Annotated in this window: 29 protein-coding genes and 1 pseudogene; 1 reads left to right on the top strand and 29 read right to left on the bottom strand. The window is 43.9% G+C overall.

From position 1 onward, the window contains the following. Positions 1-175 precede the first annotated feature (175 nt). The 6 genes and pseudogenes from EST42_RS00620 to EST42_RS00600 all read right to left on the bottom strand — a co-directional run bounded on the left by EST42_RS00620 (position 176) and on the right by EST42_RS00600 (position 4,296). Positions 176-1,190: pseudogene (locus tag EST42_RS00620) on the bottom strand (NADP-dependent oxidoreductase). Positions 1,191-1,270: 80 nt separating this feature from the next. Beyond that, the gene (locus EST42_RS00615; RefSeq protein ID WP_134643758.1) at positions 1,271-2,245 is read right to left on the bottom strand and encodes a LacI family DNA-binding transcriptional regulator; all 975 of its coding nucleotides are present in this window, start codon (positions 2,243-2,245) and stop codon (positions 1,271-1,273) included. Positions 2,246-2,327: 82 nt separating this feature from the next. After that, the gene (locus tag EST42_RS10820; protein WP_245150309.1) at positions 2,328-2,648 is read right to left on the bottom strand and encodes a hypothetical protein; all 321 of its coding nucleotides are present in this window, start codon (positions 2,646-2,648) and stop codon (positions 2,328-2,330) included. A gap of 22 nt (positions 2,649-2,670) precedes the next feature. Then, positions 2,671-2,844, bottom strand: a complete 174-nt coding sequence (locus tag EST42_RS10815) for a Gfo/Idh/MocA family protein (RefSeq protein WP_245150308.1) — start codon at positions 2,842-2,844, stop codon at positions 2,671-2,673. Positions 2,845-2,879: 35 nt separating this feature from the next. Then, positions 2,880-3,290 carry a Gfo/Idh/MocA family protein gene (locus tag EST42_RS10810; protein ID WP_245150307.1) on the bottom strand — a complete coding sequence of 137 codons (411 nt, stop codon included), beginning with the start codon at positions 3,288-3,290 and terminating at the stop codon, positions 2,880-2,882. A 412-nt stretch (positions 3,291-3,702) separates the two neighbouring features. Continuing rightward, a complete protein-coding gene (locus tag EST42_RS00600; RefSeq protein ID WP_134643757.1) occupies positions 3,703-4,296 on the bottom strand; it encodes a 5' nucleotidase, NT5C type in 594 nt (197 codons plus the stop codon). A 330-nt stretch (positions 4,297-4,626) separates the two neighbouring features. Between EST42_RS00600 and EST42_RS00595 the strand changes: the two genes are divergently transcribed. After that, a complete protein-coding gene (locus tag EST42_RS00595; protein ID WP_134643756.1) occupies positions 4,627-5,895 on the top strand; it encodes an ISL3 family transposase in 1,269 nt (422 codons plus the stop codon). Positions 5,896-6,013: 118 nt separating this feature from the next. Here EST42_RS00595 and rpoZ read toward each other — a convergent pair whose 3' ends face one another. The 23 genes from rpoZ to mutL form a co-directional block, all read right to left on the bottom strand. Continuing rightward, positions 6,014-6,229 carry a DNA-directed RNA polymerase subunit omega gene (gene rpoZ / locus EST42_RS00590; protein WP_043707605.1) on the bottom strand — a complete coding sequence of 72 codons (216 nt, stop codon included), beginning with the start codon at positions 6,227-6,229 and terminating at the stop codon, positions 6,014-6,016. Then, the gene (gene gmk / locus EST42_RS00585; RefSeq protein ID WP_010373106.1) at positions 6,226-6,843 is read right to left on the bottom strand and encodes a guanylate kinase; all 618 of its coding nucleotides are present in this window, start codon (positions 6,841-6,843) and stop codon (positions 6,226-6,228) included. The genes rpoZ and gmk overlap by 4 nt, the downstream gene beginning before the upstream one ends. A gap of 33 nt (positions 6,844-6,876) precedes the next feature. After that, positions 6,877-8,439, bottom strand: coding sequence for a patatin-like phospholipase family protein (locus EST42_RS00580; RefSeq protein ID WP_134643755.1), 1,563 nt, complete (start codon positions 8,437-8,439; stop codon positions 6,877-6,879). Between the two features lie 81 nt (positions 8,440-8,520). Further along, the gene (recN, locus tag EST42_RS00575) at positions 8,521-10,209 is read right to left on the bottom strand and encodes a DNA repair protein RecN (protein WP_134643754.1); all 1,689 of its coding nucleotides are present in this window, start codon (positions 10,207-10,209) and stop codon (positions 8,521-8,523) included. 20 nt (positions 10,210-10,229) lie between these two features. Further along, on the bottom strand, positions 10,230-10,679 hold the full coding sequence (locus EST42_RS00570; protein ID WP_134643753.1) for an arginine repressor: 450 nt from the start codon (positions 10,677-10,679) through the stop codon (positions 10,230-10,232). Next, positions 10,666-11,514: a TlyA family RNA methyltransferase gene (locus tag EST42_RS00565; protein ID WP_134643752.1), complete on the bottom strand. Its 849-nt coding sequence runs from the start codon at positions 11,512-11,514 to the stop codon at positions 10,666-10,668. Before EST42_RS00565 ends, EST42_RS00570 begins: the two co-directional genes overlap by 14 nt. Beyond that, positions 11,515-12,378: a polyprenyl synthetase family protein gene (locus tag EST42_RS00560; protein WP_134643751.1), complete on the bottom strand. Its 864-nt coding sequence runs from the start codon at positions 12,376-12,378 to the stop codon at positions 11,515-11,517. It abuts the gene before it with no gap. Position 12,379: 1 nt separating this feature from the next. Continuing rightward, positions 12,380-12,598 (bottom strand): exodeoxyribonuclease VII small subunit, encoded by a 219-nt coding sequence (locus EST42_RS00555; RefSeq protein ID WP_043707614.1) that lies wholly within the window; start codon positions 12,596-12,598, stop codon positions 12,380-12,382. Next, a complete protein-coding gene (gene xseA, locus EST42_RS00550; RefSeq protein WP_134643750.1) occupies positions 12,598-13,863 on the bottom strand; it encodes an exodeoxyribonuclease VII large subunit in 1,266 nt (421 codons plus the stop codon). The genes EST42_RS00555 and xseA overlap by 1 nt, the downstream gene beginning before the upstream one ends. Continuing rightward, positions 13,848-14,738 carry a bifunctional 5,10-methylenetetrahydrofolate dehydrogenase/5,10-methenyltetrahydrofolate cyclohydrolase gene (locus tag EST42_RS00545; RefSeq protein WP_134643749.1) on the bottom strand — a complete coding sequence of 297 codons (891 nt, stop codon included), beginning with the start codon at positions 14,736-14,738 and terminating at the stop codon, positions 13,848-13,850. The genes xseA and EST42_RS00545 overlap by 16 nt, the downstream gene beginning before the upstream one ends. Before the next feature lie 175 nt (positions 14,739-14,913). Further along, complete coding sequence (locus EST42_RS00540) at positions 14,914-15,453, bottom strand: ECF-type riboflavin transporter substrate-binding protein (RefSeq protein ID WP_134643748.1); 540 nt, start codon at positions 15,451-15,453, stop codon at positions 14,914-14,916. A 15-nt stretch (positions 15,454-15,468) separates the two neighbouring features. Beyond that, positions 15,469-15,729: a hypothetical protein gene (locus EST42_RS00535; protein WP_245150306.1), complete on the bottom strand. Its 261-nt coding sequence runs from the start codon at positions 15,727-15,729 to the stop codon at positions 15,469-15,471. A gap of 29 nt (positions 15,730-15,758) precedes the next feature. After that, positions 15,759-16,229 carry a hypothetical protein gene (locus EST42_RS00530; protein WP_134643747.1) on the bottom strand — a complete coding sequence of 157 codons (471 nt, stop codon included), beginning with the start codon at positions 16,227-16,229 and terminating at the stop codon, positions 15,759-15,761. Between the two features lie 147 nt (positions 16,230-16,376). Next, entirely contained in the window at positions 16,377-17,036 is a 660-nt protein-coding gene (locus EST42_RS00525) for an ABC transporter ATP-binding protein (protein WP_134643746.1), read from the bottom strand. 13 nt (positions 17,037-17,049) lie between these two features. Then, positions 17,050-18,489, bottom strand: a complete 1,440-nt coding sequence (locus EST42_RS00520) for an ABC transporter permease (protein ID WP_134643745.1) — start codon at positions 18,487-18,489, stop codon at positions 17,050-17,052. 12 nt (positions 18,490-18,501) lie between these two features. Beyond that, positions 18,502-18,777 carry a hypothetical protein gene (locus EST42_RS00515; RefSeq protein WP_134643744.1) on the bottom strand — a complete coding sequence of 92 codons (276 nt, stop codon included), beginning with the start codon at positions 18,775-18,777 and terminating at the stop codon, positions 18,502-18,504. Positions 18,778-18,952: 175 nt separating this feature from the next. Next, the gene (locus EST42_RS00510; RefSeq protein WP_134643743.1) at positions 18,953-19,231 is read right to left on the bottom strand and encodes an HU family DNA-binding protein; all 279 of its coding nucleotides are present in this window, start codon (positions 19,229-19,231) and stop codon (positions 18,953-18,955) included. A gap of 299 nt (positions 19,232-19,530) precedes the next feature. Further along, positions 19,531-20,259 carry a glucosamine-6-phosphate deaminase gene (locus tag EST42_RS00505; RefSeq protein ID WP_134643742.1) on the bottom strand — a complete coding sequence of 243 codons (729 nt, stop codon included), beginning with the start codon at positions 20,257-20,259 and terminating at the stop codon, positions 19,531-19,533. Between the two features lie 137 nt (positions 20,260-20,396). Next, positions 20,397-20,591, bottom strand: coding sequence for a sortase family protein (locus EST42_RS00500; RefSeq protein ID WP_134643741.1), 195 nt, complete (start codon positions 20,589-20,591; stop codon positions 20,397-20,399). Positions 20,592-20,618: 27 nt separating this feature from the next. Next, complete coding sequence (locus tag EST42_RS11470) at positions 20,619-20,855, bottom strand: class A sortase (RefSeq protein ID WP_342365122.1); 237 nt, start codon at positions 20,853-20,855, stop codon at positions 20,619-20,621. A 360-nt stretch (positions 20,856-21,215) separates the two neighbouring features. Next, on the bottom strand, positions 21,216-23,192 hold the full coding sequence (gene thrS / locus EST42_RS00490; protein WP_134643740.1) for a threonine--tRNA ligase: 1,977 nt from the start codon (positions 23,190-23,192) through the stop codon (positions 21,216-21,218). A 916-nt stretch (positions 23,193-24,108) separates the two neighbouring features. Continuing rightward, a complete protein-coding gene (locus EST42_RS00485; protein ID WP_134643739.1) occupies positions 24,109-24,561 on the bottom strand; it encodes a flavodoxin domain-containing protein in 453 nt (150 codons plus the stop codon). Positions 24,562-24,638: 77 nt separating this feature from the next. Next, positions 24,639-26,636 (bottom strand): DNA mismatch repair endonuclease MutL, encoded by a 1,998-nt coding sequence (mutL, locus tag EST42_RS00480; RefSeq protein WP_134643738.1) that lies wholly within the window; start codon positions 26,634-26,636, stop codon positions 24,639-24,641. Positions 26,637-26,641: the final 5 nt, after the last annotated feature.

Here is a 26,641-nt window from a genome sequence, read left to right as displayed (position 1 = left end):
TTAAGTAAAAAACGCTACTTGCCAAAATTGTGGCCGGTAGCGTTTTTAATTTAATCATGACAATTGTAGCGGCTTATAGAACGATCATGTTTTGATTATAGGGCTTATAATTGACAATTAGTTTGAATCGTTTATCAATAATCAAATGCTTTGGGGGTCATTTACCTACTTTAGTTCAACTCACGATAATATATATTATGTAAACTAGAATAAGTGCGTTTTGTATAAGCAAGCCATTGCCTACCAAAATCATTTCAATCACGACTTTGCCACGTGCATGATGTGATTCAATACGTTCGTGTGCGGCTCGTACGCCGTCCGTTGTAAATGTAAGCTTTGAGTCAATGACGATCTTTAAGGCTTCGTTTTGATAATGCGTCGCTAGTTTGGCTAAATCCTGCCCATTTGGTTGTAACCACCCAGCCAGTAATGTCTGATCGTTGTCTGTAGCGACTGCTAATTGTTCAGGTGTTGGTTTTGCTGAAACCGTTACGATACGGCCGCCGTGCACTAAAACAGCTAATCCAGCATCAATGTCATCAACACTGTCTAAAACAGCATCATATTGACTAATAACGTCGGTGATGGCTTTTTGGTGATAATCAATGACAATATCTGCGCCCAAGTGACGTACAAACGCTGCGTTTTCAGGGCCGGCCGTTGTGGCAACAGTTGCACCAAGCGCTTTTGCAAGCTGAATGGCGACAACACCACCAGCCCCGGTCTGAATCAATACTTTAGAACCGGTCGTCACGTGTAGCTCGTTTAACATTTGCAAGGCTGTTTCACCTGCCAATGGTAACGCCGCAGCTTCCGCAAACGACATTGTTTCAGGCATCAACGCAACTTTGTCAGCTTTTACCGCCATTAATGTTGCGTAAGACCCAAATGTACCAGCATCATCCATGTCAGGACGCGCAGCAAATACACGATCACCAACGGTAAAATCAGTGACATCATCGCCAATTTCAACTACAATGCCGGCGATATCCCAGCCTAAAACGACGGGAAATGGCCATTTAAACGGGCTTTTCAATGTGCCTTGACGGGCTTTGTAGTCAAATTGGATTGACGCTTGTTGCATAGGTTTTAATTAATACCTGATCATTAGTTATGGTTGGATTAACATAATCGTCAACAACCAGTAATTCATTGCGATTCCCATATTGGTTAATAATTGCCGCTTTCATACCACACCTCCAGAAACTCATTATGACATAGTGTCTCCCAAGTGAATTGGAAGTTTAAGATATCTTTTCATTCCTTGGCGTTACCAACTACTACGACGCACCAACTTGCCACGCAGTGAGGGATCGGTTAAGACAGGTTCCTTTTGAGATAGATCCTTTAAACGGCGATATATCCATTGGCCTAACACAAAATAATCAAAACTAACCGTGCTTAAACCTGGTGTTACGATTTCGGCAGCCGGGGTATTGTCAAACGCGACGATTTTAGTGTCTGCAGGTACGGCGATGTGCTGTTCTTGCAATGCTGCTAGTGCTCCTAACGCAATCGTGTCAGTTGCTGCAATGATGTATTTGGGTGAACTATGTGTCGCAAGGTAGTTACGCATAATTGCAGCAGTTTCAGTACGATCAAATGTCGTATAAAGACGTTGCATGTTGTTGTCTAAAGATTGAATTATCGCGTTGAAACGTGTTTGTCCAACATTGTAGTCACTATTCGGATTGACACCAAGCAATAACACATCCGTTGGTTTAACAGTGGCAATTAGTGGTACGAGTAACTCGCCGGCATGTTGGTTATCAACGTTAACGGTTTCAAAGTGTCGTGACTGTTGACCCTGGACTACAACTGGTACGGATACTTGTTGTAGTGCAGCGGTCATCTCATTAGTAATTTGCCCAGTCATCACGACAATACCATCGACGTTTTGTTGGGCAAGCTGTTTAACTGCTTCAACTTGGCGCTTGGCATCGTGATAGGTGTTAATTGTCAAGAAAAAATCACCTTGATTGACATCGTCCATACCACGCATCATCTCCGTTAAAGCAAATGATGCAAATGTGGGAACCACAATCCCAATCATGCCACTGGATGTTTTTTTCAAACTTTGGGCAAATCGATTCGGTTCATAATCGTACTCTTTGACGACAGCATCTAGCTTAGCCCGTGTTTTTGCGCTAATTGACCCGTTATTTAAATAACGGGAGACGGTGCTTTTCCCGACGCCGGCTAGACGGGCGATATCATTTATTGTTATCCGTTCTTTTTCACTCATCTTGTTGCCCCTCCGTATCTTTCGTATTCATTTTAACAATAAAAAGTGGCGTTGTGCGCAACGCCACTAAATAATGCAATTATTACCATTCTTGTTGAATTTTAGCTAAGGTTTCGAATTGCATCTCTGTTAAATTGATAAATTCAAGAGCAACTTTATGGTCTTGGAACGCTTGCTCAAAATCTGAAATCTCGGACCACAAAGCGTCTGCAGAATTTCCTGATGCAATTTCTTCTGACTCGCCGGTATCGGTGTCATACCAAATGGCTGTATCAGCGCGTGGAAAATCTGGAATACGTACGTACCCTTTAGTGCCGGAAATTGTAATGGCCTTAGGTTGCTTAGCTTGCATTGATAATGTGATGGTCGCCATTTCATGATTTTTATTTGCTAGAATCGTCACTGATTGTTCATCAACCCGGGTTTCAAAAGGGAGTCATCGTCGAGTTTGCTTTGCTTGGCGTACTGTTCATAAAGTAGACAGTGGCCTGTGTTGCGTAACCACCAATATCAAGTAGTGCCCCACCTGCTAAGTCAGGATTAAAGAATCGATTATTTGGATCGTAAGGCTTATGACTGCCAAAGGTTGTGTTAATCACCTGAATCTGCCCCCAATGCTCCTTGATTACTGAGTTCACGAAGTCGCTTGAAAAGCAGCATGTGTGCTGGTGTCATCGCTTCTAAGAGGACTAATCCAGATTCTTGGTAATTTTCGAACGATAGTGTACTCTTCAGTGTACTCTTCATTAGAGACAGTTATCGCCTTTTCTGCTAACACATGTTTATGATGCGCCAAAGCCTGTTTGACAAAATCAAAGTGTATATTATGTGGCGCTGCAATATAGACAGCATCAATTGTTTCATCGGCTAATAAATCTGCGACTGTTTCGTAGGTTTTTGGAATTTGATACCGTTCGGCAAAAGCTGGTAATTTTGCTTGATCTCGAACCGTCACAGCCATAGCCAGTTGCTGGTGCGTTAATAAACTTGCTGCCATTTCGTTGGCAATCGTGCCAATACTAATAATTCCCCAATTTAAAGACATGATGATGTCCCCCATTCCTTTTTAATCCGCGTCAGGTACTTTTAGTAATCCGTAGATGACGCCCACAACGATTGCACCGATAGCTACGAAAAGCAAGTACAACACAAGTACAACAATAGTGAATTCGTTTCACTACCCCTTTGTCTGCTAACTTGTCCAAATATCGTCCACTAATAGCAGTTCTTGCAACTCACGAATTGATATGCGACCGCGTTTTTGAATCAATGCTAATATTTTGTCTTGTCGTTCTGAAATCATCATAATCGTTCACCTATACAAATGTATGCGTTTCCTTTTCGCCGGTAAATATAGTGTTATTTGGTGCTTTTGCAATGTTTTTCAGTCAAAACCTTTCATTCACAATCAAAAAAGAGATAGTCGTGTTGATGACTGTCTCTTTTAAAAGAATCATTTATTCCCAATGGGCCTTGTCAAATTCGGTTTTATCACCATGAACGTAGAAATGGCCACGTTCAGCTACGACGGATACTGCTTCTCTTAGCGTATCCGTCACGTCTTGGATTTGTGAAATATCCAGCAAAAACGACACAAGCTCATTCGACCACGTTAGCCGAGGGTCGGCACCAAATTGGAGCCAGATGCTGTCAGTATCTGGGTCGTCCCAGTCGCTTGCACCGTGATAAGGCCGGTCGTCCACTAATATGCCGCCACCAAAATGTGCGACAGCCTTATCGTGGGCTAAAATGATTCGTTTATAAATTGGACTACTGCTATCTTCCCCAAAATAATGTTGTAGCCAAATCAATTTATCCTGCCAAGCGCTTGGATTTTGCCAAGGCGCAGTTGATAAAATATAGATGTCATATTCAGCAGCTAGTTGCTTCACGGCTTCAATTGCACCAGGTATTGGTGGCAAATCTCGGAAAATACCAGGAATTTGATCTGGTTTTTCTACAGAATGTTGCCGCATGTCAATCTTGTTTAAAACGGATAATGTATCAACAAGAACATTATCCATATCTAGGAATAATTGTGGTTGTGTCATTTTATACTCCAATAGTTGTTGTGGCAAAGAAAGCGCATACATTGATTAGGCAACTTCATTATAACAAGATTTTTTAGCCCTTGTCGACGGCTCACGACTGCATTTAATATCATACAAACGTTTTGAAGGTTATAATGGCACATCGTAAAAGCGGTGCTAAATCACTAAGAATCAGCACCGCTTTTAACGGTTCTATTCTTTTTGGCGTTGGTGATTAATCACCAACGCTTTTTTTGCATTTATCAATCATTCTCAAAACAACAATAAAAAACACCAATAGCTCGGTGTATCCTAAAGTCGTCTAAAACTAAAATACAAGGAGAGCTATTGATGTCTTTAAATGATTCTATCCTACGTAGCGTCGGATTAACAGACCCAAATTTCGAATTTTTAATGGATGATAACGGTGAATTTAACCATATCTCATATCGTGGAAAAGATAATCATAAAACTATCGTTTATGAAGCTGCACTACACGGTGATATGGATCGATGCACGTTGTGTGGCCAAGAGAGTATATTAACCAAAAATGGTTTCAGCAAACCCACCGAAGTAAAGCTACCCGCAACTAACGGTTTCGACAACCGCCTACGCCTGCGTAAGCAGCGCTATTACTGCCATGAGTGCAACGCTTCCGTAGTTGTGTCATCACCCGATTTAGAAGAAGCCCGAAACATCTCTAAACCCCTACGCCTTCAAGTTATTCGACTGGCTATGGAGGATATTTCAGAGAAAGTTATCGGTTTTATTTTGCGTCTTTCACACTCAACAGTTCACCGTGTTATCAACGACGAACTCCAGGATTATCGTTATGACTACAGTCATTTACCAGCAGTTCTAAGCTTCGATGAAATTCGAATTAGCAGATCATACGCTTTCGTGTATGCATCACCTGACAACTTTATGGAGATATTGCCAAGTCGTGATTTAAACACAATCCGAAGTTATTTCTATGGCTTCTCTTTGAAGCAACGCCAGGCAGTCACGCACGTCGTCATGGACATGAACGCTAGCTACGCTACCCTCGTGCCGGAACTATTTCCTAATGCCCAAATTGTCATTGATCGATTCCATATCGTTCAACTAATGACCCGTGCCATCAACACTATTCGCACAGGCATTCAGCATCTACTTGATAAGCACTCTCGTGAATACAAAATAATGAAAAACGGCTGGCGCCTTTTCCTCAAAAAATACAGCAACTTAGAAACTACCCATCGTAAATATATGCGAGGCTTGAACGAATATATCACGGAAGAAGAAGCTCTCACGCTAGTGTTCAAATCATTTCCGGTTCTCGAGGCGGCTTATTTAGTGTACCAAGAAGCTTTAGAAGCAATGGACAAGCGTAGCCCCGAGCTAATTCATGCATTGATCAGCACTTACAAACCGGTGGGTTCCGCCATGGACGTGACCATCGGTACTTTTAAGCGCAATTTAAAAGGCATCCTCGAAAGTCTTCGTTGCCCATGGTCAAACGGTAAAATCGAAGGCATCAACCGTCGCCTTAAGCAAATAGCTCGTACCGCATACGGTTATCAAAACCTCGGTAATTACATGCGACGCATCCGTATCCAAATGAAGTATGGAAAATTCTAAAAAAAGTGGTGACAACATTTCTGTCATCACCACTTTTTGCGACTCTTCAAATCGCGTTAATTTTCAAATTCATTGTCGACCAACGCTATTTGGCATAGAGCCGCCTTTTTTAACATCATTAGTTTTCCAACTTAGAAGCTTCTTCATCGATAACAACGTTACCAGCTTCAATTTCTTCAAACGCTTGACCAATTGGCTTTACTGAATCGAAGTGAGACAAAGTAGGCAAACCACCTTGTTCTAATTCGTGGGCACGCTTAGCCCCCAAAGCGATCAACTTGTAGCGTGAGTCAACTCGTTCCAACAACTTATCAACTGATGGGTATAAAATCATGCTTCTAGCTCCTCAATCATTGTAATGTATTCTGGCAACACTCGGTTTACGCGCAAACGCTCCACCTTAATAATATCCTTAATACGATCAACTGCCAAAGGCACCTCATCGTTTACGACAGCGTAATCATAGTTAGCCATCATGCGAATTTCGGCTGTTGCAGCTGAAACGCGACGATCAATAACCTCCATGGCTTCAGTACCCCGCCCAATCAGGCGCTCTTTTAGGGCACCCAAGTCAGGTGGCGTCAAGAAAATATAAGCCCCTTCTGGCATCTTTTCCTTCACTTGCAACGCACCTTGCACATCGATTTCCAATAGGACATCACGTCCAGCCGCCAACGTCTTCTCGATGAAGCTCTTTGGCGTACCGTAGTAATTTCCCACGTACTCAGCGTATTCCAACATACCACCGTCAGCAATTTCTGCTTCAAACTCTTCTCGTGTGACGAAGAAATAATCTTCCCCATTCACTTCTCCCGTTCGGGGTTGTCGCGTGGTCATGGAAATTGAATATTGAAAGTCGATGTCTGATTCTTCAAACAACGCCTTTCGAACAGTCCCCTTACCGACGCCTGACGGACCCGATAGTACGATTAATACGCCACGCTTCATGGTAATCTTACTCCTATCTATTTATCTAGCTAATCATTTACTTATTCTACTCGTTTTTTCTGACTTAGACAACAAGTACAACACGCCAGTTAACACAACATCTAGATTTGCTAAGATGTACGCCCGCGTCAAGTGATGCGTCGGTGTCGGTAATGCTTGTCGGTTTGTGCGACCAGCTGCCACAATAGCTGCTACAAAGGTCGTCAAATCATACTCCTGCAGTTTATCAACTGCCAGCAAACGGGCTAATCGTTCTATCGTTGCTAAGCCTTGACCAGCTTTATCCCCAGTCGCATCGGGATCAATATCCCTAACTAACCATTGTTGCCAGGCTAACCAAACCGGTAGCTTCGTTAACGCATTTGCAATTGGTGCGGTCACAGAATCTGTTGCTAACCACTTCACCAGTTGCACACCACCCAACCAACTAACATCAACGTCAGCTGGCAATGCGTAATAGTAGCCACCTAATTCGCCCAACACTTGCTTCGTTCGTATTTCACCGAGCGTCACGTACTCGCCACTTAAATCAGGGAAAAAGTCCAGCAAGGGACCAAATTGCCAAGGCGTACGAATATAATGCACAACAGCATCATCTGGTCGTGTCCAATCTTCCGGTACGCCATCCATAATTGAGACTGCATAGATTTCCTTAGCACCATGAGCAGCGGCAATATTAATTGGCAAGTTATTACTATAACCACCATCAATATATTGTTTCCCATTAATCATGACTGGCGAAACGACAGGGTAAAAAGCACTAGAAGCCAGTATCCAATCTGTCAGTTCATCGACTGTAGTTTCGTCTGTCACCGAAAAGCTAGCCGGCCGAAGCAATGGCAATTCCGTAGCGACTAAAGTCATTTCAGCTATCCTTGGCGTCGCTAGTTCATGCGCAACCACTGGATAAATTAGCTGACGCAACGATTCTTTTTCAAAATAGTGTCGACCAACAAGATGTGTCGCAACTGTTTTACTAAAATCGACCCGAGATACACCAACTTCCGGCACTTCGTACACGACATCCGTTGTCAATATGTCCCAAGTAGCGTGTGATATTGTACTATCAAGGTGCATAAATGACATGGCATTAATCGATCCAACTGAGACACCCAGTACCTCATGCGGGATAATACCTCGACTCTTCAGAACATCAAAAACACCAACTTCAAATGACCCATGGGCCCCACCACCACCAAGGACCAGTGCCACCGGATATGAGAACGTGCGCCGATAGGTTAGTTCATCAACCCGGTCAAAACCATCTAATAGCGGACTGTTTGCTTGGTTTGGCGCTACTTCCATTTGCAAGGTTTTCACCCGATGCTTGCTAAAGTACGTCACAAGCTGTTCGAATAAGGTCAGTCGATCAACCGTTTTCCAAGCTAACGTGCTGACTAACACAATATGACCACCTTCGTTGCGATAGAGCACTGCACCTACCACTGTATCATTATCAACAAATAATAACCCTGCCGATATACTCTGTGCTTGCTGATAGTGCAATCGTGCTGCGGCAGCATCTGAAAACATATTTAATAACTGGCCAAACGGCGCCATCTGTCGGTTAGACAACTTGCCAACAATTATTTCCATGCCCCGTCCTCACTTTCAATCATGCGATTAATTTTAAGCTTGTTTCACCAAAAAAACGAGCATATTTGCCCGTTTTTAGGACTATTCAGTTCGTTTTGCAACAGCCCGCTGAATCAAATCGCGGGCATTTTCTTTAGCTGCATCCGTTAATTCATCACCCGACAACATGCGTGCAACCTCATCCACACGTTCTTCGTCCGTTAACTGTTGAATACTCGTCTCAGTGCGGTCACCAATTACTCGCTTTTGAATGAAGTAATGATGGTTTGCAACAGCCGCGACCTGTGGTAGGTGCGTAATCGTCAATACTTGTGAATAACGACCAATAACCGCAATTTTTTCCGCAATCGCCTGCGCGACACGACCAGAAACACCTGTGTCAACTTCATCAAAAATAATTGAGGTAATCCCTTGTTCCCGTGAAAAAATGGTTTTCATCGCCAACATCATACGTGACAGTTCACCCCCGGAAGCAATCTTCACCAGCGGCTTCGCACCTTCACCGGGGTTCGTTTGAATATAAAATTCCGCAATATCATAACCCGCCGCATGCAACGTGGTACTAGCTGTTAAGTGGACAGAAAAGACAGCTTTCTCCATATATAGATCTGCTAATTGCTCGTGAATCTTCTTGGCAAGCTGTTTGGCAGCCTTTTCACGTAGTTCATGTAGCTTATCCGCATATTGCCGTGCCACACGTTTCGCTTCCTCAACTTGTTCAGCTAACTCAGCGGCAGACTGTTGCCCACCGCCCATTTCAGCTAATTCACTATCAACATGTTCTTGGTGTGCCAAGACGTCTGCGATTGTCGCACCATATTTGCGTTCCAAATTACGAATCAAGTTCAAACGATCATCAACCTCACGTAACCGCTCAGTATCAAATTCCAATCCATCTCGGACAGACATAATTTCAGAAGCCACTTCTTGTAATTCATAGTAAGCCCCTCGCACTGCTTCTGTTAACTTACCATACTTCGGAGCCAGTTCCTCAATATCTTCCAACGACCACATTGCCGTCGAAATCGTCTCTAAACCGTTATTGTCCCAATCACCATCAAGTGCCTCATACGCTTTAGATAAGGCTTCTAAAACATCCTGAAAGTTCGTCAACTCTTGATATTCAGCTTCCAACGCCTCTTCTTCCCCATCAACCAAAGCGGCATCAGCTAGTTCTTTGCTTTGGAAACTCAGCATGTCTAACCGTTGGGCCCAAGCTTGTTCATCAGCCTGGCGCTTGTGAAAAGCCGTTTCTAAACTACGGTAATTTTCATATGCTTTTTGATACTTTTGCGCAACTGGTGCAATGGTCTTTTTTGCAAATTCATCTAATAAGCCCAAGTGACGTTCAACTTGCATTAACTCTTGATGCTCATTTTGTCCATGTATGTCAACCAGGTGCTGCCCAATTTCCTTAAGCGTAGCCGCATTAACTAAACTGCCATTAACCCGAATCACATTTCGTCCACTTCGCTGTAACTCACGATGAATTAACAGTTGGTTATCCTCTACCGGGAGGCCAAGCTCGTTCAAAACTGCAACAACTGGCTGATCAGGTTCTACGTCAATCAGCCCTTGCAAAACAGCTTTGTCAGCACCTTCGCGAATAAAGTCTTGCGAGCCACGGCCCCCGGTTAACAAACCAACCGCATCAATAATAATTGACTTACCGGCCCCGGTTTCACCGGTTAACACCGTCATCCCCGGTTGAAAACTAATATTCAGTTTCGGGATAATCGCAAAATTTTGAATTGATAATTCCTGTAACATTGCGTCCTCCTCCCTTTCCACTAAGCTTTCGCCATCAAGTCACTCGCAAATTGTTGCGCCCGTACGCCTTCGTTTAGGATGACTAACACGCCAGCGTCATCACCAATCAAACCAAATACATCAGTTAAATCAGCCTCTTCGAGTGCCGTTTTTAACGCTGGTCCAGTTCCTGGCGCAACACGAATCATCACCATGTTGGCTTGCGTCTTAATCTCCGTCGTGCTTTCTTTCAAAATACGTCCCAACTGCCCTAAGTAATCTGAACCAGACATCATGGCATACGCAAAACCACCTGTTGGCAATGGTACTTTTACCAACTGCATTTCAGTAATATCACGTGAGACGGTGGCTTGTGTTACTTCCCAACCACCCTCATTTAATTTTTGAACCAAATCTTCTTGCCGTTGAATCTGTTCATTAATAATCAACGTCTTAATTGCTTGCTGACGTTCTTGCTTACTTCGTCTCATCCGCATTTTCCTTACGACGCGCATTCAATTGCGCATGTGCGCGTGTCACAACCGCTTCACGTTCAGCTTCAGTCATGGTACTCTCGCCACCGTCCAATACCAAGTGCGCTAAGAACTCAATGTTACCCGAACCGCCCTTAATTGGTGAGTAATCAAGCGCCACAATACTAAAGCCAGCTGCTTGCGCATAACCGACCACTTTATCAAGAACAGCTAAGTGGGTTATAGCGTCCTTAACGATACCATGCTTACCAATTGCTTCCCGACCAGCCTCAAACTGTGGCTTAATCAACGTCGCAACCGAACCGCCTGGCGTCAAAATTTTGGCAAGCGGTGGCAAAATCAAGTTTAATGAAATAAACGATACGTCAATCGTTGCGACTGCCGGCTGACCGTGTGTAAAGTCAGTTGGTTCTGAATAGCGGAAGTTCGTGTTTTCCATCACCACCACACGTTCATCTGAACGTAACTTCCAAGCCAGTTGATTTGTGCCCACATCTAAAGCGTAGACCAACTTCGCCCCATTTTGTAGTGAGACATCTGTAAAGCCACCCGTTGATGAACCGATGTCCAAAACAACCTTGTCCTGCACTGAAATGTCAAAAAATTCGAGGGCTTTTTCTAATTTAAAGCCACCACGTGACACATATGGCATCGGCGCCCCTTTCAAATGAAGCTCCGTTGTTACCGGGATTTTCTCCCCCGCTTTATCCATGCGTTGCTCATTTTCGCCCAAGATTTCGCCAGCCATAATTGCTCGCTTCGCTTGTTCACGTGACGTAAACAGTCCTTGTTGTACTGCTAAAACATCAACACGCTCTTTTTCAATTGCCATCTACTTCTCCACAACCTCTTCAAAATAATCCAAAAACGACAACAACAAAGTTGTTTCGTTTCCCGTTAGTTCGCCAAACTTTACAATGGCATTTGACGCAATGCGAACCTGCTCCCGCAAGGCATCCTTCGCACCGTCAGCGCCCAAAATAGTTGGGTACGCATGCTTATCCGCAACATCATCTTGACCTAAATCATCTAAATCATCCTTGATTTGGAAAGCCAAACCATAGGCCATACCGAAGTTCCACAAGGTTTCTTTGACTTCATCAGACGCGTGGGCCATGATTCCCCCAGCAATTGCCGCGTATGCAATCAAGGCGCCGGTTTTTCGGTAGTGAATTGCTTTTGCTTGATCTAGTGAGATGGTCGCTGCGTTAGTTGCGGCCATATCCATGGCTTGTCCAGCAACCATCCCATCAGCACCAGAAGCCAAGGCAAGTTGTAGTGTCAATTCGGCTTTTTGCGGCGTTGTTAATAATGGGTCACTCGCTAACCATTGATAAGCCAATGGTTGCAACGCATCCCCTGCCAAAATCGCCACATCTTCACCAAAAGACTTGTGTGTTGTTGGCTTCCCACGTCGCATGTCGTCATTATCCATCGCCGGCAAGTCATCATGAATAAGACTGTAAGTATGAATTAACTCCAAAGCACTTGCTGCCCGAAGCAAACCATTGATGCCCAATTCATAAGACTGCGCCACAGCTAATGTTAGCAAAGGGCGTAGTCGCTTACCGCCTGCCATGACGGCATACGTCATGGCGTCACGCATCGTTTGGTTAGATGTACTGTGTGCTAACTCAGTAGCTAGTTTATCCTCAATTTGTGGGACAACGGTTGCTGAAAATTCTGATAATTTCATGTTAACCCTCTGGTTCAAAATCTGATGTCGTCCCGTCCGCATTCACAATTTTCGCCAAACTTTGTTCAGCGGTTTGCAGGGTCTGTTGTAGTTCTTGACTTAACTTAACGCCCACTTCGAATTGCTTAAGGGCTTCTTCTAGCGGTACGTCACCCTTTTCAAGTTGCGCAACAATTTGTTCCAGTGTTGCCAAATTTTCTTCAAATGTTTTTTCTGCCATTATTTTTCACTTTCCTTTGCTGAAACCGTGGCTTCTAGTTCACCAGTCGCCAACCGAATATGAACTGTATCACCAACAGCAACATCATCTACAGTCGTTAAAATGTGCGTGTCATGTTCAACAACACTATAACCACGGGCCAAGATAGCCAACGGGCTCACTAATTGCAGGCCGGCCACAGCGCGACCAACTCGTTCCTGGGAACGCTCAACCTGCCGGGTCATGGCATTTACTAACCGTGGTGCCAATAAGTCAAATTGATGCTGACGCTGAGTAACCGTCGTTGTGACAGCTTGTTGTAACCGTTGTTGCGCGATATCTAATCGTTGTAAATATCCTTCATATAAACGAGCTGGTTGGGTCAACACGTAACTATTTTGTAAACGGCTTAACCACTCTTGGTTGGCTACAACTTGACGCTGCATTTGGTTAACCAAACGTTGTTGCATTTGTTGAATGCCCAACCATAAGTCAGCCAATGGTACCGGTGTCGCTAATTCTGCTGCTGCCGTTGGTGTAGCGGCCCGCTGATCGGCCACAAAATCCGCGATCGTGGTATCTGTCTCGTGGCCAACCGAACTGATAATTGGCATTGGCATGGTCAGCATTTTTCGTGCCACCGCCTCCTCATTAAAGGCCCACAAGTCTTCAATCGATCCACCACCACGTCCCATGATCAAGACATCATAATCAGTTGCTTCCGCAACGGCCGTCATCTGCTTTGTTAATGAAGGTACCGCTCCGTCACCCTGAACAACTGCAGGGTACAAAACAATTTCCGCAATTGGATAACGGCGGCGAACCGTCGTCATAATATCGCGGATAACTGCTCCACTTGGCGAAGTAATCACAGCAATTTTCTTAGGGAAGCGTGGAATTGGCCGGCGAAGTTGGTCAAATAAACCTTCAACTGATAGCTTTGCTTTTAACTGTTCATATGCCTGATAAAGGGCCCCGACGCCATCCGGTTCTAACTTATCAATAATGAGACTGTACGACCCATTAGGCGCGTACAAATCCATGTGGCCAACAGCATTAACTTTCATCCCCGGCTCTAACTTAAATTGCAACTTTTGAAAAGCAAACTTAAACATCGTTGCATTAAGCACCGCCCCATCATCCTTCAAAGAAAAATATTGATGACCGGGTCGTTGACGATAATTAGAAATTTCACCCGTCACATAGACTTCTTTCAAATACGGATCAGCCGTAAATTTACGCTTTAGATAACTGGTTAGCGCTGAAACCGTTAAATAGTCTGCCATCCTGCCTCCAATGTTTCACCGTGATGTAATGCGGCCAACTCAACTGTCGTTTGCAATAATGTGGCAATGGTCATTGGCCCAACACCGCCAGGTACCGGCGTAATTAAGCCGGCGACAGGTTCCGCTGAAGCAAAGTCAACGTCGCCAACTAACGAACCGTCAGTCATTCGATTAATACCAACATCAATAACCGTTGCCCCCGCCTTTAAGTCGGCCCCTGTTACCAAACCAGCGACACCAGTTGCAACAATAACCACGTCGGCTTGTTGCAATAATTCATGGCGTAAGTTGTCTGGTGTATAACGGTGTAACAATGACACAGTTGCATCAGCCGCTTGCGCCAACGCGAACATTGGCCGGCCGACTAAAATAGAGCGACCAATAATCACAACATTCTTCCCCGCCAATGAGACGCCCTCATGAGCAAGCATCGTCATAATACCTCGAGGTGTATTGGCGATTGGGTAATAGCCTTCACGATTGGCATATAAGCGACCAATGTTCTCTGGGTGAAACCCATCTACGTCCTTAGTAGGGCTAATTGCTTCTTGGATTTTGTGTTCATCAATGTGACCTGGAACTGGGCTCTGTACCAGAATGGCATCAACGCTTGTATCAGCATTCAACTCGTCAATTTTTGCCAACAAAGTTTCTTCCGCCGTCTCTGCATCATAACGGATGGTTTGTGCATTAACGCCAACCTTACTAGCAGCACGCTCCTTGTTACGGACGTATATTTCACTTGCTGGATCATCACCAACCAAAATAACCGCTAATCCAGGCACAACAGCAGACTCTGATAAACGCGCGACTTGTTCCGCAACTGAAGCACGTAACGACTTGGCGATCGCCTTACCATCAATTAATTTTGCCATGGTACACCTCACTTTTTATTCATTACTAATGCATAAATTCTACCACACTAACTGAAAATAAACCATGAATCACGCCGACTAAAAATACAGGAAACCCTTGGTATATCAAGGGTTTCCTGTATTTTTAGTCATTATTCATTTTCAACCTGTAGCCGTAATAGAAAATGAATAAAGCTTAGTTTTGCTTAACAAAATAACGATTATAAACCGTAATCAAGGCTGTTCCAATGACAGCAATGACTACCGTATTCGCCAAAGCGGCTACCACCCCTTGCTGATATGATTCTGATAATGCCAAACCATAAATCCAGTGGTCACCTAAGGGCGCAATCACTAGCCAAGCCACCACATTAGCAATTAATTGCCAAACATTAAACAGCACTATCTTGCGGGCCGTTAATGACCCAATAAACAACCCAATTCGTTGCGTTGCCAAACCTAGGAATAGGCCGAACATACCATCAGTAATCGCCCATGTCCACCAAACTGTTCCTGATGCCAAGCCATCATTTAATGTGTGTCCAATAAAGGCAACAACCGCCCCGGCAATCGGACCGAAAATAGCCGTTATCAATGCCAACCAAGCTGGTGCTAATGTTATCTTCGTATTGGATACGCCGGCTGGTATGGCCACGTACTTAAATAACAACAAAAACACAATGATACCAACGATCGTACCAATGACCTTGTGGGCCGTTAAAATATTGTGCTTCATAATAATTAAATCCCCTTAATCATGATTATCATTCAAAACCACCAGATCATCTGGAATGTCTTGACCGTTTATTTGTTTGTAATACTTACGGAAGACATCATTATACGTGCCTTCATTAAGTGCCTCAGGATACATGGCCAAATAACGAATTGTCTTAACCTGCATGACTTCCGTTTCGTTTGGCTTACTTGAATCTTTAATCCCCACCATTGGTGACATTAAATCAAGTGCAGGCCCTTGGTGTTTAAGTGCTAGCGCATGACCATTCCGTGCCATGTCTCACTCAATCTTTCTCTAACCTTCAATTACTCTACTTCAGATTCATCAGCCTCGGCCGCTGCGACAGCCTCGTTGATGTTTTGCAATTCTTTGTCGAAAAAGGCCGCAATCTTACTTTCAACAGGTTCTGGGTCATCCGCAAAAGCCGCGACGGTTGCTGCCGTTTCGATTCGTAGACCCGACTTAGTAACCAACGGATGCTCCGCAATCATATATAACGTTACTTCTGTCTCTGGGTCATTAATCACAATCTTACTAATCGCGTTGGTATAACGAATGGGTAGATTAACTAGACCGGTTTCAACCCGTAAACTAATTGGTTCATCCCCACTAATCAGTAGTTCTGCGCTGAACAATTTCTCTTCTGATATCGCTTGTTCAACATAACCAAACAAATCATCCAAATTAATGGTTGCTTGATCAGCAGCAATAAAGCTTTTGATTTCATAGGTTTCATCTTTCAAAGCCGTAATGAAATCATTTCCTGTCATTTGCATGGTACATCTCACTTCTTCATTAATTATCCTTCCAGTGTAGCACAAAACAGGCGCCAGATTATCATCTAGCGCCCGTTAAACATGTTCCGAAAGTTTGAATCCGTCATCCAACGTGATTCCATGCATCTTTCGTCATACTCCCATTGTTTATATTGGCTCAAAAATGTGATTTTGCAACAGCAACTGTTCGTCCGCCCGACTTGCAACATCGCGATTGTGCGTTATTAAAATCACTGTCTTACCAAATTCGTGTGCCAGTTCAGCAAATAAGTCTACAATTTTTTGTGAGTTCTCGTGATCCAAATTACCAGTCGCCTCATCAGCGGCAACGATTGGTGTATCGACCAACAACGCCCGGACAATCGCCACTCGCTGTTGTTCACCACCAGATAAGCATTGCACGTTTTGATGAGCTTTTTCCTCATCAATGCCCACCCGTGCCAACTGATCCAGGATATACAACTTATCTTTCGCGTGAGCTGACCCTGTAATCGCTAGAGCCGTTTGCACATTTTGGAAAGCCGTCATCGTATTCAACAAATTGTAGGCCTGAAAAATTGTCGACACGTACTTCTGGCGAAATTTAGTCAACCCGATTTCCTTAATCGAGATCCCATCTACCAAAATATCTCCCTCACGAGGTGCATCAAGACTCGCTAAAAATGATAGTAACGTTGTCTTACCCGAGACGGATTCGCCAACAATCGCATAAAAACGACCAGACTCAAATGTTAGATTAACATCCTCATACAATTTATGATCTCGATCCGTATACCAGTGGGTTAAATGTTTAATTTCTAATGTCATCCTGTCTTCTCCATTAATCCGCCTGCAAAATTTGCTTTGGCCTCATGCGCAAAATACTGAATGCCGCTCCTGAAACTGACAACACTGCAATCAGGAAGGCCACGCCACCAAGTTCAGCCATTGCAACCGGCGTCATCGCTGTTTGTAGTTCGGCCGTTTTAGCCATACCACCCCGGGTACCCATTGGGCCGTCACCCATATTACCTGATAGCTTTTGACCAGCACCACCACCCGGCAGACCACCATTAGCACTTTGTATTTGTTGCTTCGTTTGTTGTTGTACTAACTGCTTACCAATCACACCTGAAACACCATTACCTGCAGCAGTGACAATGCCAAGGGCCACAATCAGAATAGCTAATAATTCAGTGAACAATTGCGCGACAACCTTAGGCTTTGATTCACCCAACGCCACCAGAATACCAATTTCACGACGACGTTCGCGTGTAATCAGGATAATAATCAAACCAAGAATCAAGATTCCTGCAATTGAAACCATCCAAACAATCTTTGATGCAAATGCAGCTACGTTCTTCATGTTTGCTGCTGCGGTCTTGTACTGCGAGGCATCTGATGTCAGCGTGAGCTTATCAGTATCAATATACTTCTTAGCAGCCTTAACAAAAGCCGATGTTTTAGCTGGTTCAGCCATCGTGAAGGTAACGTTAGATGCGACATTCTCAGTGCCATTGATTGTATTCGCTAAAGTATATGAACCGTAAATTGTATTCGATGGATTATTGCGTTGGAAGCCATCAGTCGCTGTCTTCGCCTTGTAAATTCCCACAACAGTTAGCTTAACCGTTTTCGCATCATCAGCAGTCGTCTTCACCGTAATCGTTTGACCAATCTTTACCTTATTGGCTGATGCTAATTCACTTTCAATGACCACATTGGTAGTACCGTGGTCAGACGCTTTGATACCACGACCGGATGTAATCTTGGCTGAGCCATCTACAAAAGACGACGTCGCTGATGTAAGCGAAACACCATTCACTTGAATATCACCGCTGTTACTCTCGCCGCCCATTGGACCACCGCCCATCGCATTTGATGTCGATGTCGTCGTAACTGCCTTAAAACTATTTGCATTCACTGCCGCATTATTGGTGATATTATACGATGAAATATTTGGCAGCGCTGCAATCTTTTTAACCTGCTTCACGGTCGCCGTTGGCTTTGTAATCGCCGTTGGCTTCGTCTCACTGTTTGATGTTGAACTAGCACTTGACTGGCTTGCTTTCATCTGTTCGAATATCTTTTCACGATTAGCTGATAAGCTGACTGTTGAGCCAACTGCATTAGCGGCGTTATTAGCTGCCGTTAATGCAGCATTCTGAATAATCAAACCCGCCATGACGAAAACTAAAATCACTGTTAACGTCAAGACTAGTAACAAAGAACGACCTTTTCGGGCCCACAGCGTAATGCCTGCTCGTTTCACAAAATTCATTTTAATCTCCTATCACTGGGTTGTCGTACCGTTACTTGCGGCTTCATCTACTGAATTCGTTGCTCCCGAGGATGTGTTACCATTCAAACCCGCTTGATTATTTTCCATTGGGACATGGCCACCGAAACCACCGGATTGTTGGGTCATAGTGGGCCGACTAGTGTCTGATCCGATACCAAACGGATGAAAGGCAGTGATGAGGCTGAACACCATTGCTAAGCTAGCAACACTTAAGGTCACCCATTGCAACCACGGCCGTTGGACTTTATTTTGATTACGATCTGTCATATCGCGTTCCTCCAAGTGTTTTTGACGAGGATTATCATATGACGCTTAGCTTAGCGCTATCTTCACGTCAGCTAAAACAAAACCTAAATTTTGTGAGCAAACTTGGATAGTCCAATAATACAAAAAACGCCACATTAGCAAATGCTAACGTGGCGTTTTAAACGTAACGATTAAATTACTTGTTAACGGCTTCCTTGAAGTCCTTACCAGCCTTGAAGGCAGGTGCCTTTGCGGCTGCGATTTCAATTTCTGCACCAGTTTGTGGGTTGCGACCCTTACGTGCAGCGCGCTCGCGAACTTCGAAAGTACCAAAGCCAACCAAGGCAACCTTCTCGCCTTGTGCCAATTGGTCCTTAATAACGTCCAACAATGCGTTAACCGTCTTAGCCGTTTCTGACTTAGCTTGTCCAGTCTTTGCTGCAACCAAGTCAATCAATTCAGTCTTTGAAGCCATGTTTCAATACCTCTTTAATAGTTATTACTCGAATAGTATACGCTATGCATGCATGAGAATACTAGACTTTTGTGCCAATTAGTTACCCACTCTTAGGGAAATCTAAAGAATATATGTAAAATGTATACTCAAATGCCCCTTTACAAAGAGAATGCCGCTATAACTGGCAAGTTACAGCGGCTAAGAGAGAGAAAGAGAATTGGTTGTGTAAGGCATTACTACCTTACGCTTACAAATATAACATGCTCGTTATACCTTTGCAACCAATCACCGGTTTAATTTCCTAAAGGTCGGACTTTCTACACAAACGGCACAATTTCTTTACGGTTCGTGAGTTTTTCCGCTGCTGCAGCGTCGACAATCACCGTCACATTAGGGTGGCGTTGCAACACACTCGCTGGCATATCTTCCGTTACTGGGCCCTCTATCATGGTAGCGACTGCGTCTGCCTTGTTATCGCCGTAGGCTACCAACAAGATCTGCTTAGCCTTCATGATGCTGCCAATTCCCATTGAGTACGCATAACGTGGGACATCATTTTCATCCGCAAAGAAACGTGCATTGGCATCAATCGTTGATTGGGTCAATGCCACTTCGTGGGTCAATGAATCAAAGGGTGTACCTGGCTCATTGAACCCAATGTGTCCATTTTGCCCTAAGCCAAGAATTTGTAAATCAATAGGGTTGTCGTTAATAATGCGCTCATAGCGGGCTGTTTCTGTAGCCGTATCCGCCATGCCATCAGGCACATAGCTTTCCTTAAATGGCTTCTTATTAAACAGGTGCTCATTCATAAAATAACGATAACTTTGTTCGTGGGTCCCTGGCAATCCCTTGTACTCATCCAAGTTAATTGAGACAGCGTTGCTAAAATCTAAATCACTTGCTGTAAGCGCATCATAGATTGAAATAGGGGTTGAACCGGTTGCCAACCCAAACACCGTGGCACCATTTGCTAACGCCTCTGAAAAGACGTTGTAGCCTGCCTGGCCGCCGATTTTTTGATCACTCACTTGTAGAATTTTCATGTTATTCTCCCCTTAATAAAATGTCTAGCAATTCCTTTGGTATAGACCAATTATAAACCATGGTCTATACCGTTTGCAAGTCATGAGAGATAAAAAAATTGACAGCCATTAAAGGCCGCCAATCATGTTTATACTATTTAACTTTTGTACCATTCATTTGTGTGACTAAATGAATCGCGAATTTCCTTTGGGGCATCATGCCAGGTATAAACCTGTTTCAAATCGTCTTGCATTGCAACGTGGCCACGCTCTGCTGTGTAATCACACGTAATCAAAGTGATTTGGTTTTTATTTGGCTGATTATAAGTCACTTCTACAGCTGTCGGTTGCACGACCTTTACTGACGTTGCTTGATGGCTTTATATTTTTGACATGTCTGTCAAATACATATGCTGACCCGTCTTGCCCTCGTAGTAAATCGGACTAAAGAGAATCTTCTTATTACTGCTGCTTTGAACAAAATGACTCGCCAACGAGTAATTGTTCTTCCCCATCTCCTGATCGGGATAAAGCGTTCCCACGCCAAAAGTGAGTGCTATACCATTAACGCCCTTACTAATCGGCAAACTCAACCCAATCCTCGGTACAGAAACCATCCTGATGTAACGCAACTTTCCTGCGTATAAGCGCGCATTAATCATTTCTTAGGCGGTCAGTGTTTTAACGCTTTTCCAGTCATAATTGGCCTTCGCTGTTTTCGTTTTTGCAACCATTTTTTGTGTCACTGTTGGTTTTATACGTCTTAATCATTAATGTGCCAATTTGATTGTGAAAAATTAGCCCTAACGATGCCGTTACCCCCCCAACAGTGTGTATTAAACCGCTTTACTCTTCATTGTTTTCCTCACAAATTTCTTTCATGTATATTCTAGAGGAAAATGACGCAAAACATGGCGAAAAAGGGTATAAAAAATCTCAGTTACGCAACAAGCATAACTGAGATTTTAATTTATTGGTTACCCCTTAACAGCCTTTTCCAATGTCTCTATTGCACGTGAATGACGTGCAATATCAGCCAGCAATTGTGCCTCAAAGGCGTCAACAGACTTTGACTTTGTGTCCGTTGAACCAAAGCGACGAATCGTAACAGTGTTGTTGTTAACTTCTTCATCACCGATAACCAACGTGTAAGGAACCTTAGACGTTTGAGCATCGCGAATCAAGTAACCCAACTTCTCATTACGGTCTTCGTATTCAGCACGAATACCTTGCTTAATCAAACGGTCTGCCAAGTCCTTAGCGAACTTACCGTGCGCATCGCGGTTAACCGGAATGATACGTACTTGGTGTGGTGCCAACCAAGTTGGGAACGCACCCTTGTACATTTCAGTCAAGTAAGCTGTGAAACGCTCCATCGTTGAGATGATACCACGGTGAATCATAACTGGACGGTGCAATTCGCCATCAGGTCCGACGTAGTTAACATCAAATCGCTCAGGCAACAAGAAGTCCAATTGAATCGTTGACAACGTTTCTTCACCACCCAAAGCCGTCTTGATTTGGACGTCCAACTTTGGTCCGTAGAACGCAGCTTCACCTTCAGCTTCGAAGTAATCCAACTCCATGTCATCCATGGCCTTCTTCAACATCGTTTGGGCCTTGTCCCACATGTCATCGTCATCGTAGTACTTTTCCGTGTTTTCAGGATCACGGTATGACAAACGGAAACGGTAGTCCGTGATATCAAAGTCAGCGTAAACGTCGATCATCAAGCCCAAAATCTTCTTGAACTCATCCTCGATTTGGTCTGGCATAACGAACGTGTGACCGTCGTTCAACGTCATTTCACGCACACGTGACAAACCAGTCAACGCACCTGACTTCTCGTAACGGTGCATCATTCCCAATTCCGCAATACGGAATGGCAATTCACGGTATGAACGTGGCTTGTGCTTGAACACCATGATGTGAGATGGGCAGTTCATTGGACGCAATTCCAAGAATTCGCCATCCCCCATGTCCATAGGTGGGAACATGTCATCGTGGTAGTGATCCCAGTGACCAGATTGCTTGTACAAGTTTAAGTTAGACATGATTGGTGTGTAAACGTGTTGGTAACCGTCTTGCACTTCACGGTCAACGATGTAACGTTCCAACGTACGACGAACTGCCGCACCGTTTGGCATCCAAACAGCCAAACCTGCACCAACTTCTTGTGACGTGAAGAATAAGTCTTGCTCAGCACCAATCTTACGGTGATCGCGTTCCTTAGCCTCTTCACGACGTTTCAATTCAGCATCCAACTCTTCAGCCGTCCAAAATGCCGTTCCGTAAATACGTTGCAACATTGGATTTGAAGACTTTCCACGCCAGTAAGCACCCGCAACAGAAGTCAACTTAAAGTGCTTAATCCAGTTCGTTGATGGTACCAAACCACCACGATCCAATTCTACGTGCTCACCTTGCACAGCAATTGAGATGTGCTCATCAGCAGGCAAATCGTTAATCAATTCAATCTTGTAAGGATCGTTCTTGAACATTTCCAAAGCTTCATCACGCGTAATCTCGCGAGAAACGATTGGCAAGTTTTCTGAAGCAATTTGCTTCATCATCTTTTCAATCTCTGGGAACTGTTCTGCTGAAATTTGGCTACCATCGACCTTATCAGTATCGTAGTAGAAACCATTTTCAATGGCTGGACCTACACCATAGTGAATTTGATCTGGATACAAACGGTTCAATGCTTGTGCCAACAAGTGTGAAACAGAGTGACGCAAAAGTTGCGTCCCTTCCGCATCATCCTTGGTAATCAATGAAAATTCACCGTCTTCGTTGATGCCATCGTTCATGCCAACGTAGTGGCCGTTCAACTTTCCTGACACTGACTTCTTAGCCAATGACTTTGAAATGCCGCTCGCAATTTCCAATGGCGTAACGCCAGCAGGAAATTCCTTCACCGCACCATCTGGGAATGTAATCTTTACATCTGCCATGTGTCTTATCTCCTATAATGACTATTCATCGACCTAACGCGTGGCAACAAAAAACGTCCCGCCACAACAATCATACTTGTTGTAACGGGACGTTTGCACGCGGTACCACCCGAGTTCGCGAAAGTTGCCCTTCGCCTCATCGTCCCCTTAACGCGGGATACGGAATTGGTTCCCCAATCCACTCGGAAGTAGTATCGCGTAACGATCATTATCTGCCTCCCACCACTAGCAAACTCTCTTAAAACGATCTTGTTATCCGACGTGTCTTCATCAACGTTTTATACTGACGTAATTATAGCACATGTCAGGTTAAACTGAAAATACATGTTTTTGTCCCAAGTTTGGCACTTTTGTTGGTCTTGACTGATAACTTACGTAAAATAAGAATCATCGAGAAATGGGAAAAGATTTTAATTTTATTGAGGGTATTTTTCATGACGTTTATTGTATTTTTGATGGTTGTAACCGCCATTTTGATTGGGATTACCGGCCATCTATTTTACGTTTACTCCCTACAACCAACGATCAGTAATCTTGTGTTGGCACATTAGTGTTCGTCTTTATGGGGAGTGTCCCTTATTTGTTGGCTTTTCAAGCCGGTGTTTAACACCTATATTTAATTAGCATCGTGTTGGCCTGTCGCAGGGACAATTGTCGATGCTTTTTAGCCAAAAAAAGAGAGCAAAGTGGTTATCCTTGCTCTCCTGCCGTCACAAAATCCTTACAGAGAAAAATCATAATGTGACTTGTGGTTATAGGTTCTACAGGTTAGCCTGTTAAGAAGGCAAACTCGGGTAATTCGCTTTCTCATGAACAGTCTCATTTTAAGCTGTCTTATCAGAATTTGCTTATTTTTTATTAGTGATTTTTTTGAAAAATTTTAATTTAAAAACCGTAACCCTTTTAGCAAGTGTTATTACGCATTTACCTTGGCAATCAAAGCCTTCGTGAATGCTTGTAATTTTTCAGTTACTTCAACGTCTGGGCTCAAGTTAACCTTTACACCGTCCGCACCCTTGGTAGCACCCGACTTTTCGAATTGCGCCTCGAACTTGTCGATAGCCACCGCAAAGTCCTTACCGTAGAAGTCATCCCCTGAACCTGAAACACCGTAAACGATACCTGATAGGTCAGTATCTTCCAAGTCTTCGAAGAAGTCCAAAGACTCGTCAGGGACCGTTCCCTTATCGAACGTGTATGGTACAACCACAACGATATCAGTTTCATCAGCTGAGATGTCGTGAGGGTCAACCATTTGGATATCTTCCTTAGTTACTTCAACACCTTCTGCCTCGAATGTATCAATGATTACATCTGCGACGTCTTCGTTGTTTCCGGTGATAGTTGCGTAAAATACACGTGCCTTCATGATAAATTACCTCTGTTAAAGTTTTTAATTTCTTAATCGATGACTTTAGTTTATAGCTAAATTAGACCACTTTCAAATTAAAAGGGGTGATTATCATACTCAACCCAAGGTTCGTGTGAATCTTGGATACGCTTGAACATCTTTTGCATGTCCAACGTTGAGAACGTCACCAAGACGGGACGACCGTGTGGGCAATTGTAAGGGTTCTCTGTATGTGATAATTGATCAAGTAACCCCTTAGCTTCAAAATCGTTTATTGACCAGTTAGCCTTGATTGAGCGCTTGCATGCCATCATAATTGCCGTTCGCTCACGGAATTGTGCAACCGTTAAGCTACCATTCCGCAGAATCCAATCAACCATTTCACGAATCGTATCTTCTTCTTGTCCCTTTTCGAACCAGCCAGGATGCTCGCGAACGATGACCACATCATCCCCGAACGGTTCCAAATGCAGGCCAACTTGGGCTAACTCAGCTTCATGTGATTGAATCTTCAAAATATCAATTTTGGGGTAATTCAACACGATTGGCACTAGCAACTTTTGCATTTCTAAGCCAACCTTACCAATCTCTTCACGGTAATACTCATACTTAACACGTTCCTGAGCTGCGTGTTGGTCAATTAGGTACAGGCCTTCTTCAGATTGTGCAAACAAGAACGTCCCGTGCATTTGCCCAATATAGTCTAACTTAGGGAATGTTTGTCCATGTTCATCAACAGCTTGAATACTGTCATCTGCCAAATCTAGTGACTTCTGCTCAGCCACCATCGCTGTCCCACCTTCGTCAAAGGGGTTTATATCCGCACCATCTTGATACTTATTCGTAAATTCACTCACAGCAGTGCCTTGCAGTTCCTCGGCATTGTGGACTACGACTGGGGTCACATCAGACACCGAGAAGTTATCCGCCAACTTTTCATAGTCAGCTGGTGTCATTGGTATCGGATGATCTGGTGTCGACTCCGGCGTATATGAACTAACGTATGACTGTGACGCATCGTTTAGTTGGGCAATAAAAGCTGCATCATTTTCAGCCGCGTTTTGCTCCTCACCCAAATAATTCTCATAGGCACTCGGAATCAAATTCTCATTAACAAACCGATCCTTCACAGCTTGTTCAATCAACGCCATCAACTGGCTTTCTTTTGACAATCGGACCTCATGCTTTTGTGGGTGTACGTTCACATCGACTAACAATGGATCCATTGTAATTTGTAACACCGCAATTGGGAAGCGACCAACCATTAACTTAGAACCATAGCCTTTAATCAACGCTTTGGTGAGATTGTAATTTTTAATATAGCGCCCATTAATCAGCACTGAGATATATGAACGACTTGCCCGTGTTAATTCTGGTAATGAAATGTAACCTGACACCCCAAAGTCATTATCTTCAGCTTGAATGGCTTGCATCTTACGCGCTTGTTGGACACCGTAAATGGCGGCGATAACTTGTTGCAAATTACCATTTCCCGCTGTTCGCATTACCTCATTACCTTTGTGCGACAAGCGGAAGCTAATCTCTGGATAACTCAGTGCCAACCGATTAATAACATCTACAATCTGAGCCAACTCGGTTGATTGTGACTTCAAATATTTCAAGCGGGCGGGCGTATTGAAGAAAATATCCGACACTGTAATGTCTGTTCCCTTACGTGCACCAGTCCCAATTTCTTCGAGCAGTTCGCCCCCCTTGTAGTGAACTCGCTTACCTTGTTCTACCCCGGCTGTGGCTGTTTCCAGCACAACATCCGCAACTGACGCAATTGATGGGAGCGCTTCACCGCGGAATCCAAGTGAATGTACACGAAACAGATCGTTACGTGATGTAATCTTTGACGTTGCGTGACGCAAAAATGCCTCCGTTACCTGATCAGCGTCGATTCCATCTCCATCATCGATAATCCGAATTGATTTTACCCCTGCTTCTTCCACCAAAATATCAATTTGCTGGGAATTAGCATCAATCGCATTTTCAACCAACTCTTTAACCACAGACGCAGGTCGCTCAATCACCTCACCGGCCGCAATCTGGTTCGCTAAAATATCAGAAAGCTCATGAATCTCAGCCATCTCTT

It is taken from the genome of Weissella cibaria, from assembly GCF_004521965.1.
GTDB lineage: Bacteria > Bacillota > Bacilli > Lactobacillales > Lactobacillaceae > Weissella > Weissella cibaria_A.
The sequence above is the reverse complement of the archived record's forward strand: the minus strand, read 5'-3'. Positions and strand labels throughout refer to the sequence as shown.